Consider the following 18,369-nt stretch of genomic DNA (forward strand, 5'->3'; position numbering starts at 1 on the left):
GCTGCGCGCCCTGGGGCTGCGCGGCGCCCGGCCTCCGCTGGAGCTGGCCCGCACCGACCCGCGCGGCTACCTCCAGGCCCTGCGCTCGGCGGGCGAGGACGCCGAGCTGATCGACCGTGAGGGCCTGGGCGGGTTCGGCTGGCTGGTCCAGGCGGTCGGCGTCGAGGTCCCCCGCGTGCTGGCCGCTACACGGCGACGGGAAGTGACTCCAGGCCGCGCAGGATGAAGCCCGGTTTCCACGTGGGCTCGGCGACCGGGCGCAGGTTCGGGGCCGCGCGCAGGAGCGCGGCCATCGACTCGGCGAGCTCGATCCGGGCCAGCGGCGCGCCCAGGCAGAAGTGGATGCCCGCGCCGAAGCCGATGTGGGGGTTCGGGGCACGCGACAGGTCCAGCGAGCCGGGGTCCGCGAAGACGTCCGGGTCGCGGTTGGCGGAGGCGAACTGCAGCGCCACCTCCGTGCCGCGCGGCACGCGCACCCCGGCCACCTCGACGTCCTCCAGCACCCACCGCTCGAACATCGGCGCCGGGGTGTCGTAGCGCAGCAGCTCTTCGACCGCGGTCGGGGTCAGGCCGTGGTCGGCGCGCAGCCGGGCGAGCTCGCCCGGGTTGCGGAACAGTGCCCACCAGGCGTTGCCGGTGGCGTTGACGGTCGCCTCGTGGCCCGCGTTGAGCAGCAGCACACAGGTGCCGACCAGCTCGTCCTCGGTCAGCCCGTCGACGGCGGCCAGCGCGCCGATCAGGTCGTCGCCGCGCGGCCGCCGGGCGAGACCGCGCAGGTAGTCGGAGAACTCCACCGCGGCGCGCACCGCCGTGTGCTGCACCTCTGCCGATGGGTTCAGCTCGTACATGCCGCAGATGCCGGCCGACCAGGGGCGGAGCAGGTGCCGGTCGCTCTCGGGGATGCCGAGCATCTCGGCGATCACCGTCACCGGCAACGGCTCGGCCACCTCGGCGAGCAGGTCGCCTCCGCCGCGTTCGACGAGCCCGCCGACCAGACCGGCGGCGAGCTCGCGGACGCGCGGGCGCAGCCCCTCGACCATCCGCGGGGTGAACGCCTTGGACACCAGCCGCCGCAGCCGAGTGTGGTCGGGCGGCTCGACGTCGAGCATGCCGGCGCGGATGAGGTGCCAGAACGGCGCCAGGAACTCCGGCTCCGGCGGCCGCCCGAACTCCTCATGGGTCGCGACATGCAGGTACGACCGGCCGAGGCGGCGATCGCGCAGCAGCGCGCTCACGTCCGCGTGGCGGGAGACCACCCACTGGCCGGTCGGCTCGTCGAAGAAGACCGGCCGCTCGCGCCGCAGCACCTCATAGGCCGGGTACGGGTCGGCCACGAAGTCCGGGGACCAGGGGTCGTACCTCATCTCAGGTCGCCCATCGGTCGGTGCGCTGGTCGGTGGCGCGCGCCCGGTGCGCCCGCTCGGCGGCGGACTCCACGATCGCCCGCGCCTCGCCCAGATCGCGGTTCTCCGCGGCCACCTGGACCGGACCGGGCGGCGCGTCGACGTGGACGGTGCCCAGGCCCAGCAGCCGCTGGAGCGGGCCCGACGTCATGCGTACGCTCTGCGCCCGCGCGTGGGCGATGACGTCGAGCCGCCGGCACATCCGGCCCCGCTGGGTGACGAAGACGGCGTCGTCGGTGCCGGCCGCGCTCCTGCCGAACGGCGAGCGCAGCCACGCCCGCGGCGCCGGCAGCAGCCGCACGGCCTCCGCGTCGGTGCCGGGGAAGACCAGGCCGACGAGGTGGAAGGCGACACGGCGCGGCGCGACGGGCAGCAGCACCGAGGACAGCGCCTGGCGGTCGCCGACGTACCCGGCGACGGTGACGTCGAGCCGCGCCCAGCCGAAACTGCGCCACAGCAGCGGCTCGACCACCCGCACCGCCTGCACCCGGCCCGGCGGCACGGTCTGCATCCGCGTCTCCATCAGCCCGTACCGCAGGCGCAGCCCGTCCGGCGACAGCGCGGCCTTGAAGAACGTGTGCATGATCAGCGGCGCGAGGACACCGCGCGCCAGGCCGAGCAGCATCGGCACCGCCGCGGCGAGCACGCCCAGCTCGCGGAAGACCACGCCGAACGCCAGCAGCGCCACCAGCAGCATCAGGGCGCCGATGACCGGGAGCTTGAGGAGTTGTGAGCCGAGCAGCGCGCCGAAGCCGACGCGCCAGTACGGCTGTTCGGGCGCCTCGGGCGTGTGGCCGGGGAGTCCGGCGGCGCGGGCCAGCAGCTCGGCGCGCAACTGCTCGGCCATCGGCCGGCCGAGGTAGCGGAACCGGGTCTCGGCCTGGTCGCCGCCGGCCAGCTCCACGCGGACCTCGGCGAGCCCGAACACCCGCGTGACGAGCGGGCGCGCGACGTCGACCGCCTGGATGTGCGACAGCGGGATACGGCGGTTGCGGCGGCGGACGATGCCCGTCTCGACCACCAGGTCGTCGCCGGAGATGTGGAACTTCAGCGACCACCAGGTCCAGAAGCCGATGATCGCCGCGACCGCCGCCACCGGCATCATGACCAGCAGGAACCGCGCGATCGACCGCGGCGTCAGGATCACCGCGACGCCGTCGGCGGTCTGGCTGAGCAGCAGGGTGTAGCCGCCGAGCACGAACACGATCACCAGGACGGACAGCGCGCTGATGACCGCGGTGGACCCGTGGAGGCGGTGCACGCCGCGGGAGAAGTGCACCGGCGGCGGAGGCGGCGGTCCGTACGGGACCGGCCCATACGGACCGTATGGGCCGTGTGATGGCCCGTACGGCGGGGGTCCGTACGGCGGGCCCGGCTGCCCGTAAGGTCCCGGCGGCGGCCCGAAGGCGGGCCGGCCGTAGGGCCCGTGCCCCGGCGGTCCGGCGTTCAAAGCCCGATCGACCTCGATTCACCCTTCTGGGCGAGCCGGTCACGCAGTACGGCGGCGTCGCGGGCGGGCAGGCCGGGGATCCGTGCGTCGGTGGCCGCCGCGGCGGTGTGCAGGCGCACGGTCGCCACGCCCAGCCACTGCTCGAGCAGCCCGGCCGTCACGTCCACGTACTGCATCCGGCCGTACGGCACGACGACGAGGTGCTTGACGAAGAAGCCGTGCGTGACCAGCAGGTCGTCGGCCCGCTCGGCGAACCCCCAGGACCGGTAGACCAGCTCGGCCACGATCCAGCCCATCGCGCACGCGACCACGATCACCGCGAGCCAGATCATCCCGCCGAGGAGGCCGATCGTGCGCGCGAGGACGAACGCGCCGACGATCGTGACGGGCAGGGCCCACAGCAGCACGGCGATGCGCCGGTGCCAGGTCAGCCGGGGCGACACACGGGCCCACACCATGCCGGCCGGCGGGTCGAAGGCCTGCTCAGCGCGGCCGCCGATGGGCACCGGCGACGGGCCCGGCGGCCCCGGTGGCGCGGGTGATGCGAACGGCGGCGCGGGCGCGGCCACGTGCGGCAGGATCTGCGGACTGCCGGGCGGCATGTCCTGCGGCTCGTGTGCGTGCGGGTGGCTCTCGTTCATCGAAGCCCAGTCAACCTCAACCGGCCCACGTTCCGCGACACCCTGGGCATGGCACGATGGGCGTTGTGAGCACCGAGCGCATCGTGGGCGTGGGGTCGGGGGTCAAGGACCTCGCGACCGAGGACATGACGCTCAACATCGGGCCGCAGCACCCATCGACCCATGGCGTTCTCCGCCTGCGCATCACGCTCGACGGTGAGCGCATCGCCGCGGCGGAGCCGATCATCGGGTACATGCACCGCGGCGCGGAGAAGCTGTTCGAGGTCCGCGACTACCGCCAGATCATCGTGCTGGCCAACCGGCACGACTGGCTGTCGGCCTTCGCGAGCGAGCTGGGCGTCGTCATGGCGGTCGAGCGGATGCTCGGCATGGAGGTGCCGGTCCGCGCGGTGTGGGCCCGCACCCTGCTGGCCGAGCTCAACCGCGTGCTGAACCACCTGATGTTCCTCGGCTCCTACCCGCTGGAGATCGGCGCGATCACGCCGATGTTCTACGCCTTCACCGAGCGGGAGCAGTTGCAGCACGTCATGGAGGAGATTTCCGGCGGCCGCATGCACTACATGTTCAACCGCGTCGGCGGGCTGAAGGAAGAGCTGCCGGCGGGCTGGCTGGGCCGGGTGAGCGAGGCGATCACCGCCGTACGCCGCGGGGTCGCCCAGATCGACCGGCTCATCACGGGCAACGAGATCTTTCGCGCCCGCACGCGCGGCGTGGGTGCGCTGACGCGCGAGCAGGTGGAGCAGTACGGCGTGTCCGGGCCGATCGCGCGGGCGGCGGGCGTCGACTTCGACCTGCGGCGCGACGAGCCGTACCTCGCGTACGGGGAGCTGGCCGACGTGCTGCGCGTCCCGGTCCGGAGCGAGGGCGACTGCCTGGCGCGGTTCGAGTGCCTGCTGGACCAGGTGCACGTCTCACTGGACCTGGCCGACGCCTGCGTCGAACGCCTGGCCGCCCTGCCGCCGGGCCCGATCAACCAGCGCCTGCCGAAGGTCTTGAAGGTCCCGGAGGGGCACACCTACGCCTGGACGGAGAATCCCCTCGGCATCAACGGCTACTACCTGGTCTCCCACGGCGAGAAGACGCCGTGGCGGCTCAAGCTGCGGTCGGCCTCGTTCAACAACATCCAGGTACTGACCGAGATACTGCCCGGCAACCTGGTCGCCGACATGATCGCCATCCTGGGCTCGATGTTCTTCGTGGTCGGCGACATCGACAAGTAGCCGCTACGGCTCGTAGGTCTCGCGGGCGTGCAACAGGGTGGGCAGGTGCTCCTCGCTCCAGGCCCGCGCGGCGTCGATGAGCGGCACGAGGCTGCGCCCCAGCGGGGTCAGGGTGTACTCCACCCGTGGCGGGTTCTCGTCGTGGACGGTGCGCCTCACCAGGCCGTCGCGCTCCATCGCCCGCAGGGTCTCGGTGAGCACCTTCGGCGTGACGCCGCGCAGGGGCTCCTTCAGTTCGGTGAACCGCCGCGGGCCGCCCTGGAGGCAGCGCACCACCATGCCCGTCCACTTGCCGCCGATCTGGATCGGCATGGCGCTGGAGGGACACAGCGGATCGAACTCCGGCAACGCCGTGGACTCGGTCATGGACATGAGGTTAAGGGTGCTCCGCCGGTGACCGGTTTCGTTGAGGTAACCGGTATCCGATGGATACCGTCCCTGTCCGACGCGCGAGCGACGTGCGTCAGGAGGGATCGGGATGAGCGAGCGGATCAGAGCACACGCGCCCGGTCCCTCCCCCGACGAGGGAGGACTCATGAGCGACATCGCGGTCTACGGCGCGGGCGGGCGAGCCGGGCGGGCGGTCACGGCGGAGGCGCGGGCGCGGGGGCATCGGGTCACCGCCGTGGTCCGCGACCCGGCGCGGCACGGCGACCTGGAGGCGGACGGCGTCCGCGTGGTGCGCGGCGACGTCACGGACCGGAGCACGACCGCCGCGATCGTGCGCGGGCACGACGCCGTGGTGCACGCGGTGAGCCCCTTCACCGGCCCGGAGCAGGGTTTCGCCGACCTGGACCCGGAGTTCTTCGTCACGGCCGCCGACGCCCTCCTGGACGGCATGGCCGCGGCGGGCGTGCCCCGCCTCGTGGCGATCGGGCTGTTCGCGAACCTGAAGGACGCCTCGGGCCGCCCGGTGATGGACGACCCGGCCGCCTTTCCGCCCGAGATCCGGCCGTTCGCCGCCGCGCACACCGCGGGCCTGGACCGGCTGCGGGAGCGGGACGGGACGGTCGACTGGCTCATGCTCACGCCTCCCGCCCGGCTGGAGCAGGCGGAACGGACCGGACGGTACGCGGTCGGCGGGGAGGCGGCGCCGGCCCCGGACGCGCATCTGTCGTACGCGGACCTGGCGGTGGCGATCGTCGACGAGATCGAGACGCCCCGGCATCACCGCACCCGCGTGTCGGTCGCCGGCCGTTGATCAGGGGGCGCCGGGGGTGATCAGCCCGGACTCGTACGCCGCGATCACGGCCTGGACGCGGTCGCGCAGGCCGAGCTTGGTGAGCACGTTGCTGACGTGGGTCTTCACCGTGTGCTCGCTGACCACCATGGCGACCGCGATCTCGGCGTTGGACAGGCCGCGGCCCAGCAGCTTCAGCGTCTCCCGCTCGCGTGCGGTGAGGGCGTCCAGGCGCGCGGACCCGGCGTACGGCCGGGGCCGGCGGGCGGTCAGGTCGGAGATCAGCCGGCGGGTGACCGTCGGCGCCAGCAGTGACTCGCCCGCCGCGACGACGCGGACCGCGTGCACGAGGTCGTCGCGGCGCACGTCCTTCAGCAGGAAGCCGCTCGCCCCGCCGTACAGCGCGTCGTACACGTAGTCGTCCTGGTCGAACGTTGTCAGCATCAGCACCCGGCAGTCGGTCTGCGCGCACACCGCACGGGCCGCCTCGATGCCGTCCATGCCCGGCATCCGGATGTCGAGCAGGGCGACGTCGGGGTGGTGCTCGTGGACCGCCGCGAGCGCCGCGGCGCCGTCGCCCGCCTCGGCGACCACCTCGATGCCGGGCTGTGCGTCGAGGATCATCGCGAACCCGCTGCGCACCAGTTCCTGATCGTCGGCGATGACGACACGAATGCTCATGCCGGCGCCCCCTCCGGCGCGTACGGCAGTGTCGCGGTCACCCGGTAGCCGCCGCGCACCGGGCCGGCCTCGGCCGTGCCGCCGCAGGCCGCGGCGCGCTCGCGGATGCCGACCAGGCCGTTGCCCGTTCCGGCGGTCTTGGCGGCGCCGTCGCCGTCGTCCACAACGGTGATCCCCAGGCCGGTGTCGCCCCAGTCCAGGCTCACGGTCACCCGTCTCGCGCCCGCGTGCTTGACCGTGTTGGTGAGAGCCTCCTGGATGATCCGGTACGCCGCGACGTCCACGTCGGCGGGGAGCGCTCGTGCCTCGCCCGACGCGCGCAGGCCGACCTTGAGGCCGGGGGTGCCGTCGACCTGCTCGACCAGCGCGCGCAGGCTCGCCACGGTGGGCTGCGGCGCCCGGCTGCCCGTGTCGCGCTTCTCCTTCAGCACCCCGAGCATGCGGCGGAGCTGCACCATCGCGTCGCGGCCCGCCCCGGCGATCGCGTCGAAGGCCTGCTCGGCGCGGTCGGGGTCCGCCCGTACGACGACCGGCCCCGCCTCGGCCTGCACGACCATGATGCTGACGGCGTGGGCGAGGATGTCGTGCATGTCGCGGGCGATCCGGGCCCGCTCCGCGGTCGCCGCACGCGCCAGGTCCAGCTCGCGTTCGCGCTCCATCTCACCGGCCCGGCGCGCGAGCGCCTGCAGGCGGATCTCCCGGTGCCGGGCCAGCAGCCCCAGCACGTACGCGCCGGTCGTGGTGAGCACTCCGATGAGACTGGTCGTCAGGCTGCGGGAGAAGGCGATCGCGACCGCCCCGATCACGAGCAGCACGGCCAACTCCCGGACACGCCGTCCGCCCCAGGCGATGGAGTAGGCGGCCACCAGCATGCCCCAGGCGACCGGCTCGCTGGCCGCGTGCCGAACCTGGTTGTAGCAGAACAGCGCGGCGAAGATCACCAGCAGGCAGGCCAGGGGGAACCGGCGACGCCAGATCAGCGGCAGCGCCGTACCGGCGGTGAAGACCCACGCCCAGGGCGAGAACGGACCCGGCTGGTTCGCCCTCGGGAGCACGAACGGCGCGTAGACGACCGCGAGCACCATCAGGGCGACCACCGTGTCGGTGACGTAGGGCTCGCCGACGCGCGGCCGGATCGGGGGGAGACGCACGGCCTCAGTATCGGCCAAGGTGAGCGGGCGGCGCGTCGCCCGCGCGACCGATCCCCGGCGGGCTCCTCGGTCGTGCGGGTGAGGCGCAAAGATCGGTGTGCCCGGCGATCCGCCGGAGGGGCGCCGGTCCAGAGGATGACCGGCATGAGAAGACATCTGGCCGCCATCGGCGCTCTCCTCGCCCTCACGGTCCCCGCCGTCGCCTCGGCGCCGGCCTCGGCCTCCGCTCCCGTCCAGCGGTCCTCCGCCGCACTGCCGCCGCTCGACCCGGCTCTGCTGCGGGCGGCGATCGCCGACGTGCCCAACGCCACCGTGACCGGCGCGCTCATCAACGTCACCGGCTCGGCCGGCCAGTGGAGCGGCACCTCCGGCGTACGGGACATCGTCACGCGCCGATCCGTCCAGGCCGACGGGAACTTCCGCATCGGCAGCATCTCGAAGGTGTTCACCGCCGTGGTGCTTCTGCAGCTCGCCGCCGAGCACAAGGTGGACCTCGACCAGTCCGTCCAGCACTATCTGCCCGGCCTGCTCCCCGCCTCGTACCCGACGATCACCGTGCGCCGGCTCCTGAACCACACGAGCGGCCTGCCCGACAGCACGTTGGGCGAGGGCGACGCGCAGTGGTTCGCCGACCACCGTTTCGACAGCTGGACCCCACGGCAGATCGTCGAGGACGCGGTGAGCCATCCCATGAAGTTCGCGCCCGGCACCAAGCAGGATTACAACGGTACGAACTACTACATCGCCGGACTGCTGGTCGAACGCCTGACCGGCCGCACGTACGCCCACGAGGTGCGGCAGCGCATCATCGGGCCGCTGAGCCTGCGGAACACCTATGTGCTCGACCGCCACGACCCGCGCCTGCCCAGCCCGCACGCCCACGGGTACGTCGCGGTCGCCAAGGACGGCACCACGACCCTGCGCGATGTCTCGGCGCAGAGCCCGTACCCGTGGGCGGAGGGCGGCCTGATCTCCAACAGCGCCGATTTGCGGACGTTCCTGACCGCGATCTTCCAGGGCCGCCTGGTGCCCGCGTCGGAGCTGGGCGAGATGTTCACCGTCCCGGACGTGCCGTACCTGGGCACGGACAACTGCGTGATCGGCCCGGATGCGGGCCACGCCTGCTACAGCGCCGGGCTGATGAGGACGACGATGCCGAACGGCCTGACCGCCTGGGGCAAGACCGGTTCACGGCCGGGCTACACGAGTGGCCTGTTCGCCACCCGCGACCTGAGCCGCGTGCTGGTCTACTCCCTCAACCCGACGGGCAACAAGGACGGCTCGGAGAGCCCCTACATCCAAAATATCGCCGCCGCCGTACTGGACCCCGATCTCGCCACCGGACGCTGACCGGCAGATCGGCGAGAGGCCGTCCCCATGGTGTGGACGACCTCTCGTCGGTTCAGTGGACTCGCGCTCCCGCGCCTCCGGCAGGGCGAGCGCGATCGTCCGCAGGGTCTCTCCGGAGGCCATCAGAGACGCGAGGCGGACCGGCGCTGGTCCTCGTCCTCGGGGCCCTTGGGCACCCGGCAGGCGTGTTCGAGGATGAGGGCGCACACGATCAGGGCGATCGCCGCCAGCGTCGTACCCCCGCTGACGTAGAAGTCACGTCGCGGCGTCGGCTTGTCCAGCGAGGACGCCAGGTAGATCGCCATGCCGCCGAACACCCCGGCCAGCACGGCCGCGGCGTACGCACTCGCCTTGCCCAGGGCCGCCAGCCGGGCGGCGACCAGCGGCTCGACCGGCTTGGTGCCCGGTTTCCGCTGGATGCGGGACCGGGTGACCAGGGCGGTGTAGAGCTCGCCGAGGGCGAGGAGCAGCAGCGATGGCACCATCGTCCAGGGCAGCAGCGGCAGCGAGACGTACAGGAAGCGTACGATCACCCAGGTCACGGCCGCCACCACGACCAGCGTGACGACGAGGGCGGGGATTCGGGTCGGCTTCACGCGGGCGGCTGGACAGAGAGGTCGTCGCGGCGCCGGAGTTCCTGGTCGGCCACGTCCGGCAGCAGGTCGGTCACGCGCCCCTGGCCGGGCAGCGTCGCGTCGGGTTCCAGGTCGCACCACGGCCGGAGCACGAACGCGCGCTCGCGCGCCCTCGGGTGCGGCAGCAGCAGGTCCGGATCGTCGGAGGTCACATCCCCCATCATGACGATGTCGATGTCGAGCGTGCGCGGACCCCAGCGAACCTCGCGTGTACGGGCCATGGACTCTTCGATGGCCAGCACGCGCTCGAGCAGCGACTGCGGCGACACCCGGCTGTTCGCCACGATCACGACGTTGAGGAAGTCGCCCTGTTCGGGGCCGCCGACCGGCTTGGTCTCATAGACCGGCGACAGCCCGATGAAGTCCAGACCGGGCGCGTCGAAGAGCGCGTCGATCGCCTCCTGGAGGTTGTCGAGCCGGTCGCCGAGGTTGCTGCCCAGGGAGAGTACGGTGTGGCGCTTCTCCGTGGATGTCGTCATGGGCGGCTCCGATGAATCGTCACGGCAATGTCGGTGAAGGGGTGCGGCACGGGGGCACTCGGCTTGTGCACGGTGACCTCCGCTTCCTCGACCTGGGGCGAGTCGAGGCACACTGCCGCCAGGCGTTCGGCCAGCGTCTCGATCAGGTTGACGGGCTCGCCCTCGACCACGGCCACCAGCCGGTCGGCCAGCGCGCCGTAGTCAACGGTACGCAGGAGATCATCTTCCGCCGCGGCCGGGTGGACGTCGAGACCCAGCATCACATCGATCACGAATTCCTGGCCGAGCTCGCGTTCGGCCGGCAGACAGCCGTGGCGCCCGCGGGCGCGCAGCCCGCTCAGGGCGATCCGGTCAGTGCCCATCCTCGTCGTCTTCCTCCTCGCGGTTCAGCACGGGCGAGCCGTGGTGCAGCCACATCCGCCATCCTTCATCCGTACGGATGAACGCATTGGTGGTCACCACGCTTCCCCCGGTGGTCAGCGAGTCGGCCGATTCCTCGACGGCCGTGATGATGTTCTCCGAGCAGGACACCACCGCCTGGTCGCCGGAGATCCGCACCTGCATGTCGGTGAGCACGAACTGGATGTACGGGGTGTTCGCCATGATCAACGCCCAGGAGCGCAGCACCGTGCTCCGGCCGCGCAGCAGCGGCCAGCCCGGATGCACACAGACCACGTCGTCCGCGTTCGGCCCATCCGCCCACACCAGGCCCATGCGGTCCAGGTCGGCGGACTCGAATGCGGCGTAGAACTCGGCGTTGACCGCCTCCACGGCGCTCACGTCGATCTCCGTCACGAAGGCTCCTTGATCACCGGGCGGCCCCCCATGCGGCCGCGGCGCGTACGGCGTCGGCGTTGGGCCGTACATTGTGCACGCGGACGCACCAGGCACCGGCCGCGGCGGCCAGCGCGGTGATCGCCACGGTCGCGTCGTCGGACTCGCCGAACGGCCGGTAGGTGCCGTCCGGCGCGGCGAGCAGCCGGCCGAGGAACCGCTTGCGCGACGCGGCCACCAGCACCGGGTGCCCCAGCTCCAAGAGCGCGTCCAGATGGGCCAGAAGCTTCCAGTTGTGGTTGTCCTCGGGGCGCTTGGCAAAGCCGAGACCGGGGTCGACGATCAGCTGGGCGGGATCCACGCCCTCGCGGACGATGGCGGTGATGCGGGCTCGCAACTCGTCCGCCACCTCGCGGACCACGTCCTTGTAGACGGCGCGGGTGTCCATGTCGTGGCTGTGCCCACGCCAGTGCATCACGACATACGGCACACCGGCCTTGGCCACCACACGCGACATCGCGGGGTCGGCGAGACCGCCGCTGACGTCGTTGACGAGTCGCGCGCCGGACGCGACCGCCACCTCGGCCACCTCGGCCCGCATGGTGTCGACGCTGACCGGCACGCCTTCGGCGGCGAGGGCCTCGATCACCGGGACGACGCGGCGCAGCTCCTCCTGCCGCGACACGCGCTGCGCGCCGGGCCGGGTGGACTCTCCGCCGACGTCGACGATGTCGGCGCCCTCCCGGACCAGGTCGAGGCCGTGCCGGATCGCCGCCTTGTGGTCGAACCAGACACCGCCGTCGGAGAAGGAGTCGGGGGTGACGTTGATCACGCCCATGACGAGACAGCGCCCGGGGGCGGGGAGGCCGGCGATGCTCGTGGTCATACCGGTCAGCCTAGTTTGACTGCTCCTCGCCCTGAAGGGCGGGGATTCCCGTCCGCGTGGGCCGAGGCTCCAGTCCCCTGCGGCGGCTGCGCCCGAGAGCGTCCCGGGTGCCCGACGTCACCTCCCACCGGCCGGCACGGCCAGACCTGCCGCCAGGATGTTCTTGCCCGCCTTGACATCCCTGTCATGCAGGGCCACTCCCGTCAGGGCGCGGGCAGAGCGCGGCGCGGAGGGCGTTTCAGGCCCGGGAGGCGCAACCGGGGCCAGACGATGAACGCCTCGGCCTCCAGGGCCGCCAGGGCGATCCTCGGGGCGTCGTTCAGGCTCGGGTAGACGAAGAACCGGGGCTGCCAGACCGGCTGGAACTTGGCGTTGAACTTGTACAGCGACTCGATCTGGAACCAGCGGGAGAGGAAGACCAGCAGGCCGCGCCAGGCCTTCAGCACGGGGCCGGCGCCGATGCGCTCGCCGCGCGCCAGGGCGGCGCGGAAGACCGCGAAGTTCAGGGACACGCGTTTGACCCCCAGGTCGGGCGCCGCCCTGAGCGCCTCGACGATGAGGAAGTCGTTCAGGCCCGGCTGCGCGGAGCGGTCACGGCGCATCAGGTCCAGGGAGAGGCCGTCGGTACCCCAGGGGACGAAGTGCAGGATGGCGTGCAGTTCGCCGTCCTTGGTGGCCGTGGCGAACACGCACTCCTCATCGCCGTGCTCGCCGACCCGGCCGAGCGCCATCGAAAAGCCCCGCTCGTTGTCGGTGCCGCGCCAGGTGCCGGCCCGCTCCCACAGGGCCCGCAGTTCCTCGGGCTCGTAGTCCTTCTCCCGGCAGATCTCCGCGACGTACCCCTGGCGGCCCACCCGGTTGACCATCTGCCGGACGTTGCGCATCGTCCGGCCGTCGAGGGAGAACTCGGCCGCGTCCACGATCGCCTCGTCGCCGAGCTCCAGCGCCGACAGGCCCGACTCGCGGCACCAGATCTCCGCGCCGAGCTCGCTGCACCCCATCACCGCCGGCGCCCAGGCGTGGGCCGCGGCCTCCTCCAGAAAGGCCTGGATCGCGCCGGGCCACGCCTCCGGGTCGCCGATCGGGTCGCCGCCCGCCAGCATCACGCCGGAGACCACCCGGTAGGTCACGCAGGACTTGCCGGTCGGCGACCAGATCACGCTCTTGTCGCGGCGAAGGGAGAAGTAGCCCAGCGAGTCACGGGCCCCGTGACGGTCGAGCAGCTCGCGGATGCGCTTCTCATCCTCTGCCGACAGCGACGGCGCGGGCTCGGCCGGCCGCAGGAACAAGAAGGCCGTGGCCAGGCCGGTGAACAGGCCGAGCGAGCCGAGCATCAGGCTGAACAGGTCGTTCTTGCGGTCGGAGACGAACGTCACCGGCCCGGTGGCGCCCACCAGGCCCGCGGCCACGTGTTCCAGCCGGTCCGCGAAGGAGTAGTGCTGTTGCAGGCCGCGGGCGTTCAAGGTGATGAACAGCAGCCCGATCGCGACGCTGAACGCCGCGAGGAACAGTCCGACCCACAGCGCGCGCCAGCGGGTGCGGGGGTCGCCGGTCGCGTAGAACTCCCCGCGGAAGTAGATCAGGGCGGCGAGTACGCCCGCCGCGACGAGCGCGGAGATCGCGAAGTCCTTGACGATGTGGGAGAAGACCGTGAAGGCCAGCAGAACGACGACCGCGCGCCAGGCCCGGCGCTTGCGGCGGCGCAGGCCGTGGGACAGCAGGAGGAACAGCAGGCCGGCGATCAGGGTCGCGGTGCGGGCGGCGTTGTTGACCGACCCGGGAACGAACTCGTCGACGCGGACCATACGGCGGTGCCACTCCGGCATGAGCGCCCCGAGGACGTCATGCAGTCCGACGAGAAAGGTCAGCCAGCCGGCCAGCGCCGGAACCCATCGGCGCTGGCGACGACGCTCCTGGACGTCGCCTTCGGGACGTCCTGACGTCTCACGCTTCGACTCCACCATCACGGCCCCACAGCGTAGTCAGCCGGGTACTAGCCGCGCGTGATTCCGTATTCCCCATTTTGGGTTGTACCGCTGGGCGTCACGGCGGTTCGTCCCCGTGTCACGGTAACACCGCGGACTCTTGGTACGACGCCGAGCCGGCGTCGTTGGTTCAGCGGCCGAGGATGAGGCTCATCGCCTCGGCGCGGGTGCTCGGCTCGTCGCGGAAGTCGCCGCGTACGGCCGAGGTGAGCGTCTTGGCTCCGGGTTTGCGTACGCCGCGCATGGTCATGCACAGGTGCTCGGCCTCCACGACGACGATCACCCCCCGGGGACTGAGGACCTCCACGAGGGCGTCGGCGATCTGGGAGGTCATCCGCTCCTGCACCTGCGGACGGCGCGCGTAGACGTCGACGAGCCGGGCGAGCTTCGACAGGCCGGTGATCTGGCCCTTGTCGTTGGGGGTGTAACCGACGTGCGCCACACCGTGGAACGGCACCAGATGGTGCTCGCACATGCTGTAGACCTCGATGTCCTTGACGATCACCATCTCGTCGTGATCGGCGTCGAACACCGTGTTGAGGACGTCCTCCGGCCGCTGGCGCATGCCCGCGAACTGCTCGGCGTAGGCCCGTGCGACCCGCGCGGGGGTGTCAACGAGACCATCGCGGTCGGGGTTCTCCCCGACCGCGATGAGGATCTCGCGGACCGCCTTCTCGATTCGTGCCTGGTCGATCGGCGGTCCGTACGGCTCTGGAGCTGAGGTCACGCCGGGCCTTCGCGGTCGTCCTGTTCTTCGCGGTCGACCGAGTGCGACGTGCCGCTGCCGTTGCCCTGCGTCAGGTCCTTGACGTCCTTGGGACCCATGAGCGCGAGCTCCTTGGGCGTCAGCACCGGCGGACGGTCCGACGGCAGCCGCTTGCCGTACCCGCTGTAGGACGGGGCGGCCGGCCGCTTCTGGATCGGGGCGAAGATCTCAAGCACCTGGTTCTTGGAGAGCGTCTCCTTGTCCATGAGCTTGAGCACGAGGTCGTCGAGGACGTCGCGGTATTCGACCAGGATCTCCCACGCGATGTCGTGGGCGGACTCGATCAGGCGCCGGACCTCGTCGTCGATCGCCGAGGCGATCTCCTCGGAGTAGTCGCGGCTGTGCGACATCTCACGGCCCAGGAACGGCTCGCCGTTGCCCTCGCCGAACTTGCGGGCGCCGAGACGCTCGCTCATGCCGTACTCGGTGATCATCTTGCGGGCGATCGAGGTCGCCTTCTCGATGTCGTTGGCCGCGCCGGTGGTCGGCTCGTGGAAGACGAGCTCCTCCGCCGTACGGCCACCGAGCAGCATGGCGAGCTGGTCGAGCATCTCCGAGCGGCTCGCCAGGAACTTGTCCTCCATCGGAAGGGTCATCGTGTAGCCCAGCGCCTGGCCGCGGGACAAGATCGTGATCTTGTGCACCGGATCGGCGTTCGGCAGGGCGTGCGCCACCAGGGCGTGGCCGCCCTCGTGGTAGGCGATGGTCTTCTTCTCCTGGTCGGACATGACCCGGCTCTTGCGCTCCGGACCCGCCATGACCCGGTCGATCGACTCCTCCAGGGTGTCCATGTCGATCTGCTTGCGGTCCATGCGGGCGGTCAGCAGGGCCGCCTCGTTGATGACGTTCGCCAGGTCGGCGCCCGTGAAGCCAGGCGTGCGCCGGGCGATCGTGTCGAGCTCGACGTCGGGCGCGAACGGCTTGCCGCGGCCGTGGACCCGCAGGATGCCCTTGCGGCCCTCGAGGTCGGGCCGGTCGATGACGATCTGCCGGTCGAAGCGGCCAGGACGCAGCAGCGCCGGGTCGAGGATGTCGGGCCGGTTGGTCGCGGCGATCAGGATCACGCCGCCCTTGACGTCGAAGCCGTCCATCTCGACCAGCAGCTGGTTGAGCGTCTGCTCGCGCTCGTCGTGACCACCGCCGAGGCCGGCGCCGCGGTGACGGCCGACCGCGTCGATCTCGTCCACGAAGATGATCGAGGGAGCGTTGGCCTTGGCCTGCTCGAACAGGTCGCGGACCCGGGAGGCACCGACACCGACGAACATCTCCACGAAGTCCGAACCGGAGATCGAGTAGAACGGCACACCCGCCTCGCCGGCGACGGCTCGGGCGAGCAGCGTCTTACCGGTGCCGGGCGAGCCGTACAGCAGCACGCCCTTGGGGATCTTGGCCCCGATGGCCTGGAACTTGGCCGGGTTCTGCAAGAACTCCTTGATCTCCTGGAGCTCCTCGATGGCCTCGTCGGCCCCGGCCACGTCGGCGAACGTGGTCTTCGGCGTGTCCTTGGTCACCAGCTTGGCGCGCGACTTGCCGAAGTTCATCACCCGCGAGCCGCCGCCCTGCATCTGGTTCATGATGAACAGGAAGATCAGCACGACGACGACGATCGGCAGGAAGCTGAACAACAGGCTCAAGAAAACGTTCTGCTTCGGCACCGAGACCGTGTAGCTCTTGATCTGGCCGGCCGCCGCCTTGGTCTGCAACTGGCGCGCGAGATCGAGGCCCTGGCCGTCGACCCAGGATGCCTGCAGCTGTTTGCCGCTCTTGAGCTTGACCTCGATCCGCTGATCCTTGTCAATGATCTGGGCGGAGGTCACCTCATTGTTCTGGATGGCCTGCACGACCCTCGAGGTGTCGGCCTTCTCGTACGAGCCTCCGGGATTGATCCCGTACATGACGAGGAGTACGAGCGCCCCGAAGGCCAAGATCCAGAGCAACGGCCCGCGAAAGTAGCGCTTCAGATCCATTTATGCGGAACCCCGTGGTGGGGCCCGTCCCTCCTGACCAGCGTCATCAGACCTCGTCGCGCGAACGCCCGCCGAGGCGGTCTTCCTGAGTACGGCCCGCAAGGAGCCCGAGATAACGAAGGTACACCGGTGTCGCGGAAGACCGCAGCACGACGTCCGGCGCCCCACTTCGCAACTAGGAACGTACGAGGCTAAGCCTCTTGTTCCCCACTTCCACCGTAGACGTGCGGCGCAAGTGTTCCGACGAAGGGCAGGTTGCGGTAGCGCTCGGAGTAATCCAGGCCGTAACCGATCACGAACTCGTTCGGGATGTCGAAGCCGATGTACCTGACGCCGACCTCGATCTTGGCGGCGTCCGGTTTGCGGAGCAGCGTGCAGACCTCCAGCGAGGCCGGCCCGCGCGATTCGAGGTTGCTGCGAAGCCAGGAAAGTGTGAGGCCGGAGTCGACGATGTCCTCGACGATCAGCACGTCGCGGCCCATGATGTCGGCGTCCAGGTCCTTCAGGATGCGCACGACGCCGGAGGACTTGGTCCCCGAGCCGTACGACGAGACCGCCATCCAGTCCATCGAGATCGGCGTGTGCAGCGCGCGGGCGAGGTCGGCCATGACCATGACCGCGCCCTTGAGGACTCCGACGAGCAGGAGCTCGCGGCCCTCGTAGTCGCGGTCGATCTCGGCGGCGAGCTCCCGGATCTTGGCCTGCAGCTCCTCCTCCGGGATGAGCACCTTCTCAAGGTCAGCCCGCATGTCGGCTTCGTCCACCACAAACCCTTCCAGGTCGGAGGATCACCAGGATTTAGTCTTTTCGTGGGATTTCGGATGGCCCGAAGAGCAGCTTTTCATACCTACGCCGCACCCGTACGCGGCCGGGCAGGTCGACGTGCGACTGGCCGTGCCACCTGGTGACCAGGGCGTCCACCGCATCGATGTGCACAGCGGCGAGCGTACCCGGGGGGCTGCCCGCCTCGATCGCGATGCGGCGCAGGACACGCGTACGGACGGCACGGGGCAACGCGGCCAGGACCCGCACACCGAGCACCCGAACCACGCCGGAATCGCCTTCCGCCGCGGCGGAAGGCGCCTCGGCCGGTGCTTGGGCCGCCGTTTCGGCCGCACCCTCGCCCGCCGCTTGGGCCGATGCCTGGACCACCGCCTCGACCGGCGGCTGGACCACTCCCTCAACCACCGCCTGGACCGACACTTCAGCCGATATCCGACCCGCCACCCCAGCCGACGCCTGACCCGCCGCCTCAGCCAATGCCTGCGCCGCCGCCTCAGCCAATGCCTGCGCCGCCGCCTCAGCCAGTGCCTGTGCCGCCGCCTGGACCGTCGCCCCAGCCGTTGCCTGTGCCGACGCCTCGACCGATGCCTGACCCGCCGCCCCAGCCGGCGGCTGGACCACTCCCTCAACCACCGCCTGGACCGACACTTCAGCCGATGCCCGACCCGCCACCCCAGCCGACGCCTGACCCGCCGCCTCAGCCAATGCCTGCGCCGCCGCCTGGACCGACGCTTCGGCCAATGCCCGACCCGCCGCCTCAGCCGATGCCCGTGCCGCCGCCTCAGCCGACGGCTGGACCACTCCCTCAACGACCGCCTGGACCGACGCCTCCTTGACCGGCGGCTGGACCACCGCCTCAACCGGCGGCTGGGCCGACGCCTCGGCCTCCGCCTGGGCCGCCGCCTCGGCCGCCCCGTTGTCGTGGGCGTCGGCGTCGTCGCCGAGCATGCGGGCGGTACGGGCCAGGGCGGCGGTGATGCCGGGGCCCAGGCCCTTCTCCAGGGCGGGCAGGACGTCG

At 71.2% G+C, this 18,369-nt stretch carries 19 protein-coding genes and 2 pseudogenes; 4 read left to right on the forward strand and 17 right to left on the reverse strand.

What is annotated here, in order from left to right:
• A pseudogene (locus ACFFNX_RS17885) lies at positions 1–226 on the forward strand (hypothetical protein); the annotation flags it as partial.
• On the opposite strand, the gene ACFFNX_RS17890 reads toward ACFFNX_RS17885, so the two are convergent.
• From ACFFNX_RS17890 to ACFFNX_RS17900, 3 genes are all read right to left on the reverse strand, one after another.
• Positions 186–1,364 carry a cytochrome P450 gene (locus ACFFNX_RS17890; RefSeq protein ID WP_378202925.1) on the reverse strand — a complete coding sequence of 393 codons (1,179 nt, stop codon included), beginning with the start codon at positions 1,362–1,364 and terminating at the stop codon, positions 186–188. The pseudogene ACFFNX_RS17885 and the gene ACFFNX_RS17890 overlap by 41 nt on opposite strands.
• Before the next feature lies 1 nt (position 1,365).
• Entirely contained in the window at positions 1,366–2,682 is a 1,317-nt protein-coding gene (locus tag ACFFNX_RS17895) for a PH domain-containing protein (protein WP_378202928.1), read from the reverse strand.
• 167 nt (positions 2,683–2,849) lie between these two features.
• Entirely contained in the window at positions 2,850–3,494 is a 645-nt protein-coding gene (locus ACFFNX_RS17900) for a PH domain-containing protein (protein ID WP_378202931.1), read from the reverse strand.
• A gap of 56 nt (positions 3,495–3,550) precedes the next feature.
• On the opposite strand from ACFFNX_RS17900, the gene ACFFNX_RS17905 reads away from it, so the two are divergent.
• Positions 3,551–4,714 (forward strand): NADH-quinone oxidoreductase subunit D, encoded by a 1,164-nt coding sequence (locus ACFFNX_RS17905; RefSeq protein WP_378202934.1) that lies wholly within the window; start codon positions 3,551–3,553, stop codon positions 4,712–4,714.
• A gap of 3 nt (positions 4,715–4,717) precedes the next feature.
• On the opposite strand, the gene ACFFNX_RS17910 is transcribed toward ACFFNX_RS17905, so the two are convergent.
• Positions 4,718–5,080: a winged helix-turn-helix transcriptional regulator gene (locus ACFFNX_RS17910; RefSeq protein ID WP_378202937.1), complete on the reverse strand. Its 363-nt coding sequence runs from the start codon at positions 5,078–5,080 to the stop codon at positions 4,718–4,720.
• Between the two features lie 169 nt (positions 5,081–5,249).
• Between ACFFNX_RS17910 and ACFFNX_RS17915 the strand changes: the two genes are divergently transcribed.
• Complete coding sequence (locus ACFFNX_RS17915; protein ID WP_378202940.1) at positions 5,250–5,915, forward strand: NAD(P)-dependent oxidoreductase; 666 nt, start codon at positions 5,250–5,252, stop codon at positions 5,913–5,915.
• Here the strand turns inward: ACFFNX_RS17915 and ACFFNX_RS17920 are convergent, their stop codons facing one another.
• Together ACFFNX_RS17920 and ACFFNX_RS17925 are read right to left on the reverse strand one after the other, a co-directional pair.
• Positions 5,916–6,575 (reverse strand): response regulator, encoded by a 660-nt coding sequence (locus tag ACFFNX_RS17920; RefSeq protein WP_378202943.1) that lies wholly within the window; start codon positions 6,573–6,575, stop codon positions 5,916–5,918.
• Complete coding sequence (locus tag ACFFNX_RS17925; protein ID WP_378202946.1) at positions 6,572–7,726, reverse strand: sensor histidine kinase; 1,155 nt, start codon at positions 7,724–7,726, stop codon at positions 6,572–6,574. Before ACFFNX_RS17925 ends, ACFFNX_RS17920 begins: the two co-directional genes overlap by 4 nt.
• Before the next feature lie 144 nt (positions 7,727–7,870).
• Between ACFFNX_RS17925 and ACFFNX_RS17930 the strand changes: the two genes are divergently transcribed.
• Entirely contained in the window at positions 7,871–9,076 is a 1,206-nt protein-coding gene (locus ACFFNX_RS17930) for a serine hydrolase domain-containing protein (protein WP_378202949.1), read from the forward strand.
• 122 nt (positions 9,077–9,198) lie between these two features.
• On the opposite strand, the gene ACFFNX_RS17935 is transcribed toward ACFFNX_RS17930, so the two are convergent.
• The 11 genes and pseudogenes from ACFFNX_RS17935 to ACFFNX_RS52380 form a co-directional block, all read right to left on the reverse strand.
• Complete coding sequence (locus ACFFNX_RS17935) at positions 9,199–9,672, reverse strand: DUF3180 domain-containing protein (protein ID WP_378202952.1); 474 nt, start codon at positions 9,670–9,672, stop codon at positions 9,199–9,201.
• Positions 9,669–10,190, reverse strand: coding sequence for a 2-amino-4-hydroxy-6-hydroxymethyldihydropteridine diphosphokinase (folK, locus tag ACFFNX_RS17940; RefSeq protein WP_378202955.1), 522 nt, complete (start codon positions 10,188–10,190; stop codon positions 9,669–9,671). The genes ACFFNX_RS17935 and folK overlap by 4 nt, the downstream gene beginning before the upstream one ends.
• Positions 10,187–10,552: a dihydroneopterin aldolase gene (folB, locus tag ACFFNX_RS17945; protein ID WP_378202958.1), complete on the reverse strand. Its 366-nt coding sequence runs from the start codon at positions 10,550–10,552 to the stop codon at positions 10,187–10,189. Before folB ends, folK begins: the two co-directional genes overlap by 4 nt.
• Complete coding sequence (locus ACFFNX_RS17950; protein WP_378202961.1) at positions 10,542–10,985, reverse strand: nuclear transport factor 2 family protein; 444 nt, start codon at positions 10,983–10,985, stop codon at positions 10,542–10,544. The genes folB and ACFFNX_RS17950 overlap by 11 nt, the downstream gene beginning before the upstream one ends.
• 13 nt (positions 10,986–10,998) lie before the next feature.
• Complete coding sequence (folP, locus tag ACFFNX_RS17955) at positions 10,999–11,850, reverse strand: dihydropteroate synthase (RefSeq protein WP_378202964.1); 852 nt, start codon at positions 11,848–11,850, stop codon at positions 10,999–11,001.
• Between the two features lie 203 nt (positions 11,851–12,053).
• Positions 12,054–13,814, reverse strand: a complete 1,761-nt coding sequence (locus tag ACFFNX_RS17960) for a phosphatidylglycerol lysyltransferase domain-containing protein (protein WP_378202979.1) — start codon at positions 13,812–13,814, stop codon at positions 12,054–12,056.
• A 151-nt stretch (positions 13,815–13,965) separates the two neighbouring features.
• On the reverse strand, positions 13,966–14,562 hold the full coding sequence (gene folE, locus ACFFNX_RS17965; RefSeq protein WP_378202967.1) for a GTP cyclohydrolase I FolE: 597 nt from the start codon (positions 14,560–14,562) through the stop codon (positions 13,966–13,968).
• Positions 14,559–16,568 (reverse strand): ATP-dependent zinc metalloprotease FtsH, encoded by a 2,010-nt coding sequence (gene ftsH / locus ACFFNX_RS17970; protein ID WP_378202970.1) that lies wholly within the window; start codon positions 16,566–16,568, stop codon positions 14,559–14,561. Before ftsH ends, folE begins: the two co-directional genes overlap by 4 nt.
• Before the next feature lie 191 nt (positions 16,569–16,759).
• Positions 16,760–17,332, reverse strand: a complete 573-nt coding sequence (gene hpt, locus ACFFNX_RS17975; RefSeq protein WP_378202973.1) for a hypoxanthine phosphoribosyltransferase — start codon at positions 17,330–17,332, stop codon at positions 16,760–16,762.
• Positions 17,333–17,366: 34 nt separating this feature from the next.
• A complete protein-coding gene (locus ACFFNX_RS17980; RefSeq protein WP_446678517.1) occupies positions 17,367–18,203 on the reverse strand; it encodes a TilS substrate-binding domain-containing protein in 837 nt (278 codons plus the stop codon).
• A gap of 39 nt (positions 18,204–18,242) precedes the next feature.
• A pseudogene (locus ACFFNX_RS52380) lies at positions 18,243–18,369 on the reverse strand (tRNA lysidine(34) synthetase TilS); the annotation flags it as partial.

Source organism: Actinoallomurus acaciae (assembly GCF_042429965.1).
GTDB classification, from domain to species: Bacteria; Actinomycetota; Actinomycetes; order Streptosporangiales; family Streptosporangiaceae; genus Actinoallomurus; species Actinoallomurus acaciae.

Excerpts from the sequence above, each read along its gene's own strand:
- folB (WP_378202958.1), bottom strand. The coding sequence starts at position 10,552 with ATGGGCACTGACCGGATCGCCCTGAGCGGGCTGCGCGCCCGCGGGCGC.
- folK (WP_378202955.1), bottom strand. The coding sequence starts at position 10,190 with ATGACGACATCCACGGAGAAGCGCCACACCGTACTCTCCCTGGGCAGC.
- ACFFNX_RS17960 (WP_378202979.1), bottom strand. The coding sequence starts at position 13,814 with ATGGTGGAGTCGAAGCGTGAGACGTCAGGACGTCCCGAAGGCGACGTC.
- folP (WP_378202964.1), bottom strand. The coding sequence starts at position 11,850 with ATGACCACGAGCATCGCCGGCCTCCCCGCCCCCGGGCGCTGTCTCGTC.
- ACFFNX_RS17900 (WP_378202931.1), bottom strand. The coding sequence starts at position 3,494 with ATGAACGAGAGCCACCCGCACGCACACGAGCCGCAGGACATGCCGCCC.
- ACFFNX_RS17910 (WP_378202937.1), bottom strand. The coding sequence starts at position 5,080 with ATGACCGAGTCCACGGCGTTGCCGGAGTTCGATCCGCTGTGTCCCTCC.
- ACFFNX_RS17905 (WP_378202934.1), top strand. The coding sequence starts at position 3,551 with ATGGGCGTTGTGAGCACCGAGCGCATCGTGGGCGTGGGGTCGGGGGTC.
- ACFFNX_RS17920 (WP_378202943.1), bottom strand. The coding sequence starts at position 6,575 with ATGAGCATTCGTGTCGTCATCGCCGACGATCAGGAACTGGTGCGCAGC.
- ACFFNX_RS17890 (WP_378202925.1), bottom strand. The coding sequence starts at position 1,364 with ATGAGGTACGACCCCTGGTCCCCGGACTTCGTGGCCGACCCGTACCCG.
- ACFFNX_RS17930 (WP_378202949.1), top strand. The coding sequence starts at position 7,871 with ATGAGAAGACATCTGGCCGCCATCGGCGCTCTCCTCGCCCTCACGGTC.
- ftsH (WP_378202970.1), bottom strand. The coding sequence starts at position 16,568 with ATGGATCTGAAGCGCTACTTTCGCGGGCCGTTGCTCTGGATCTTGGCC.
- ACFFNX_RS17915 (WP_378202940.1), top strand. The coding sequence starts at position 5,250 with ATGAGCGACATCGCGGTCTACGGCGCGGGCGGGCGAGCCGGGCGGGCG.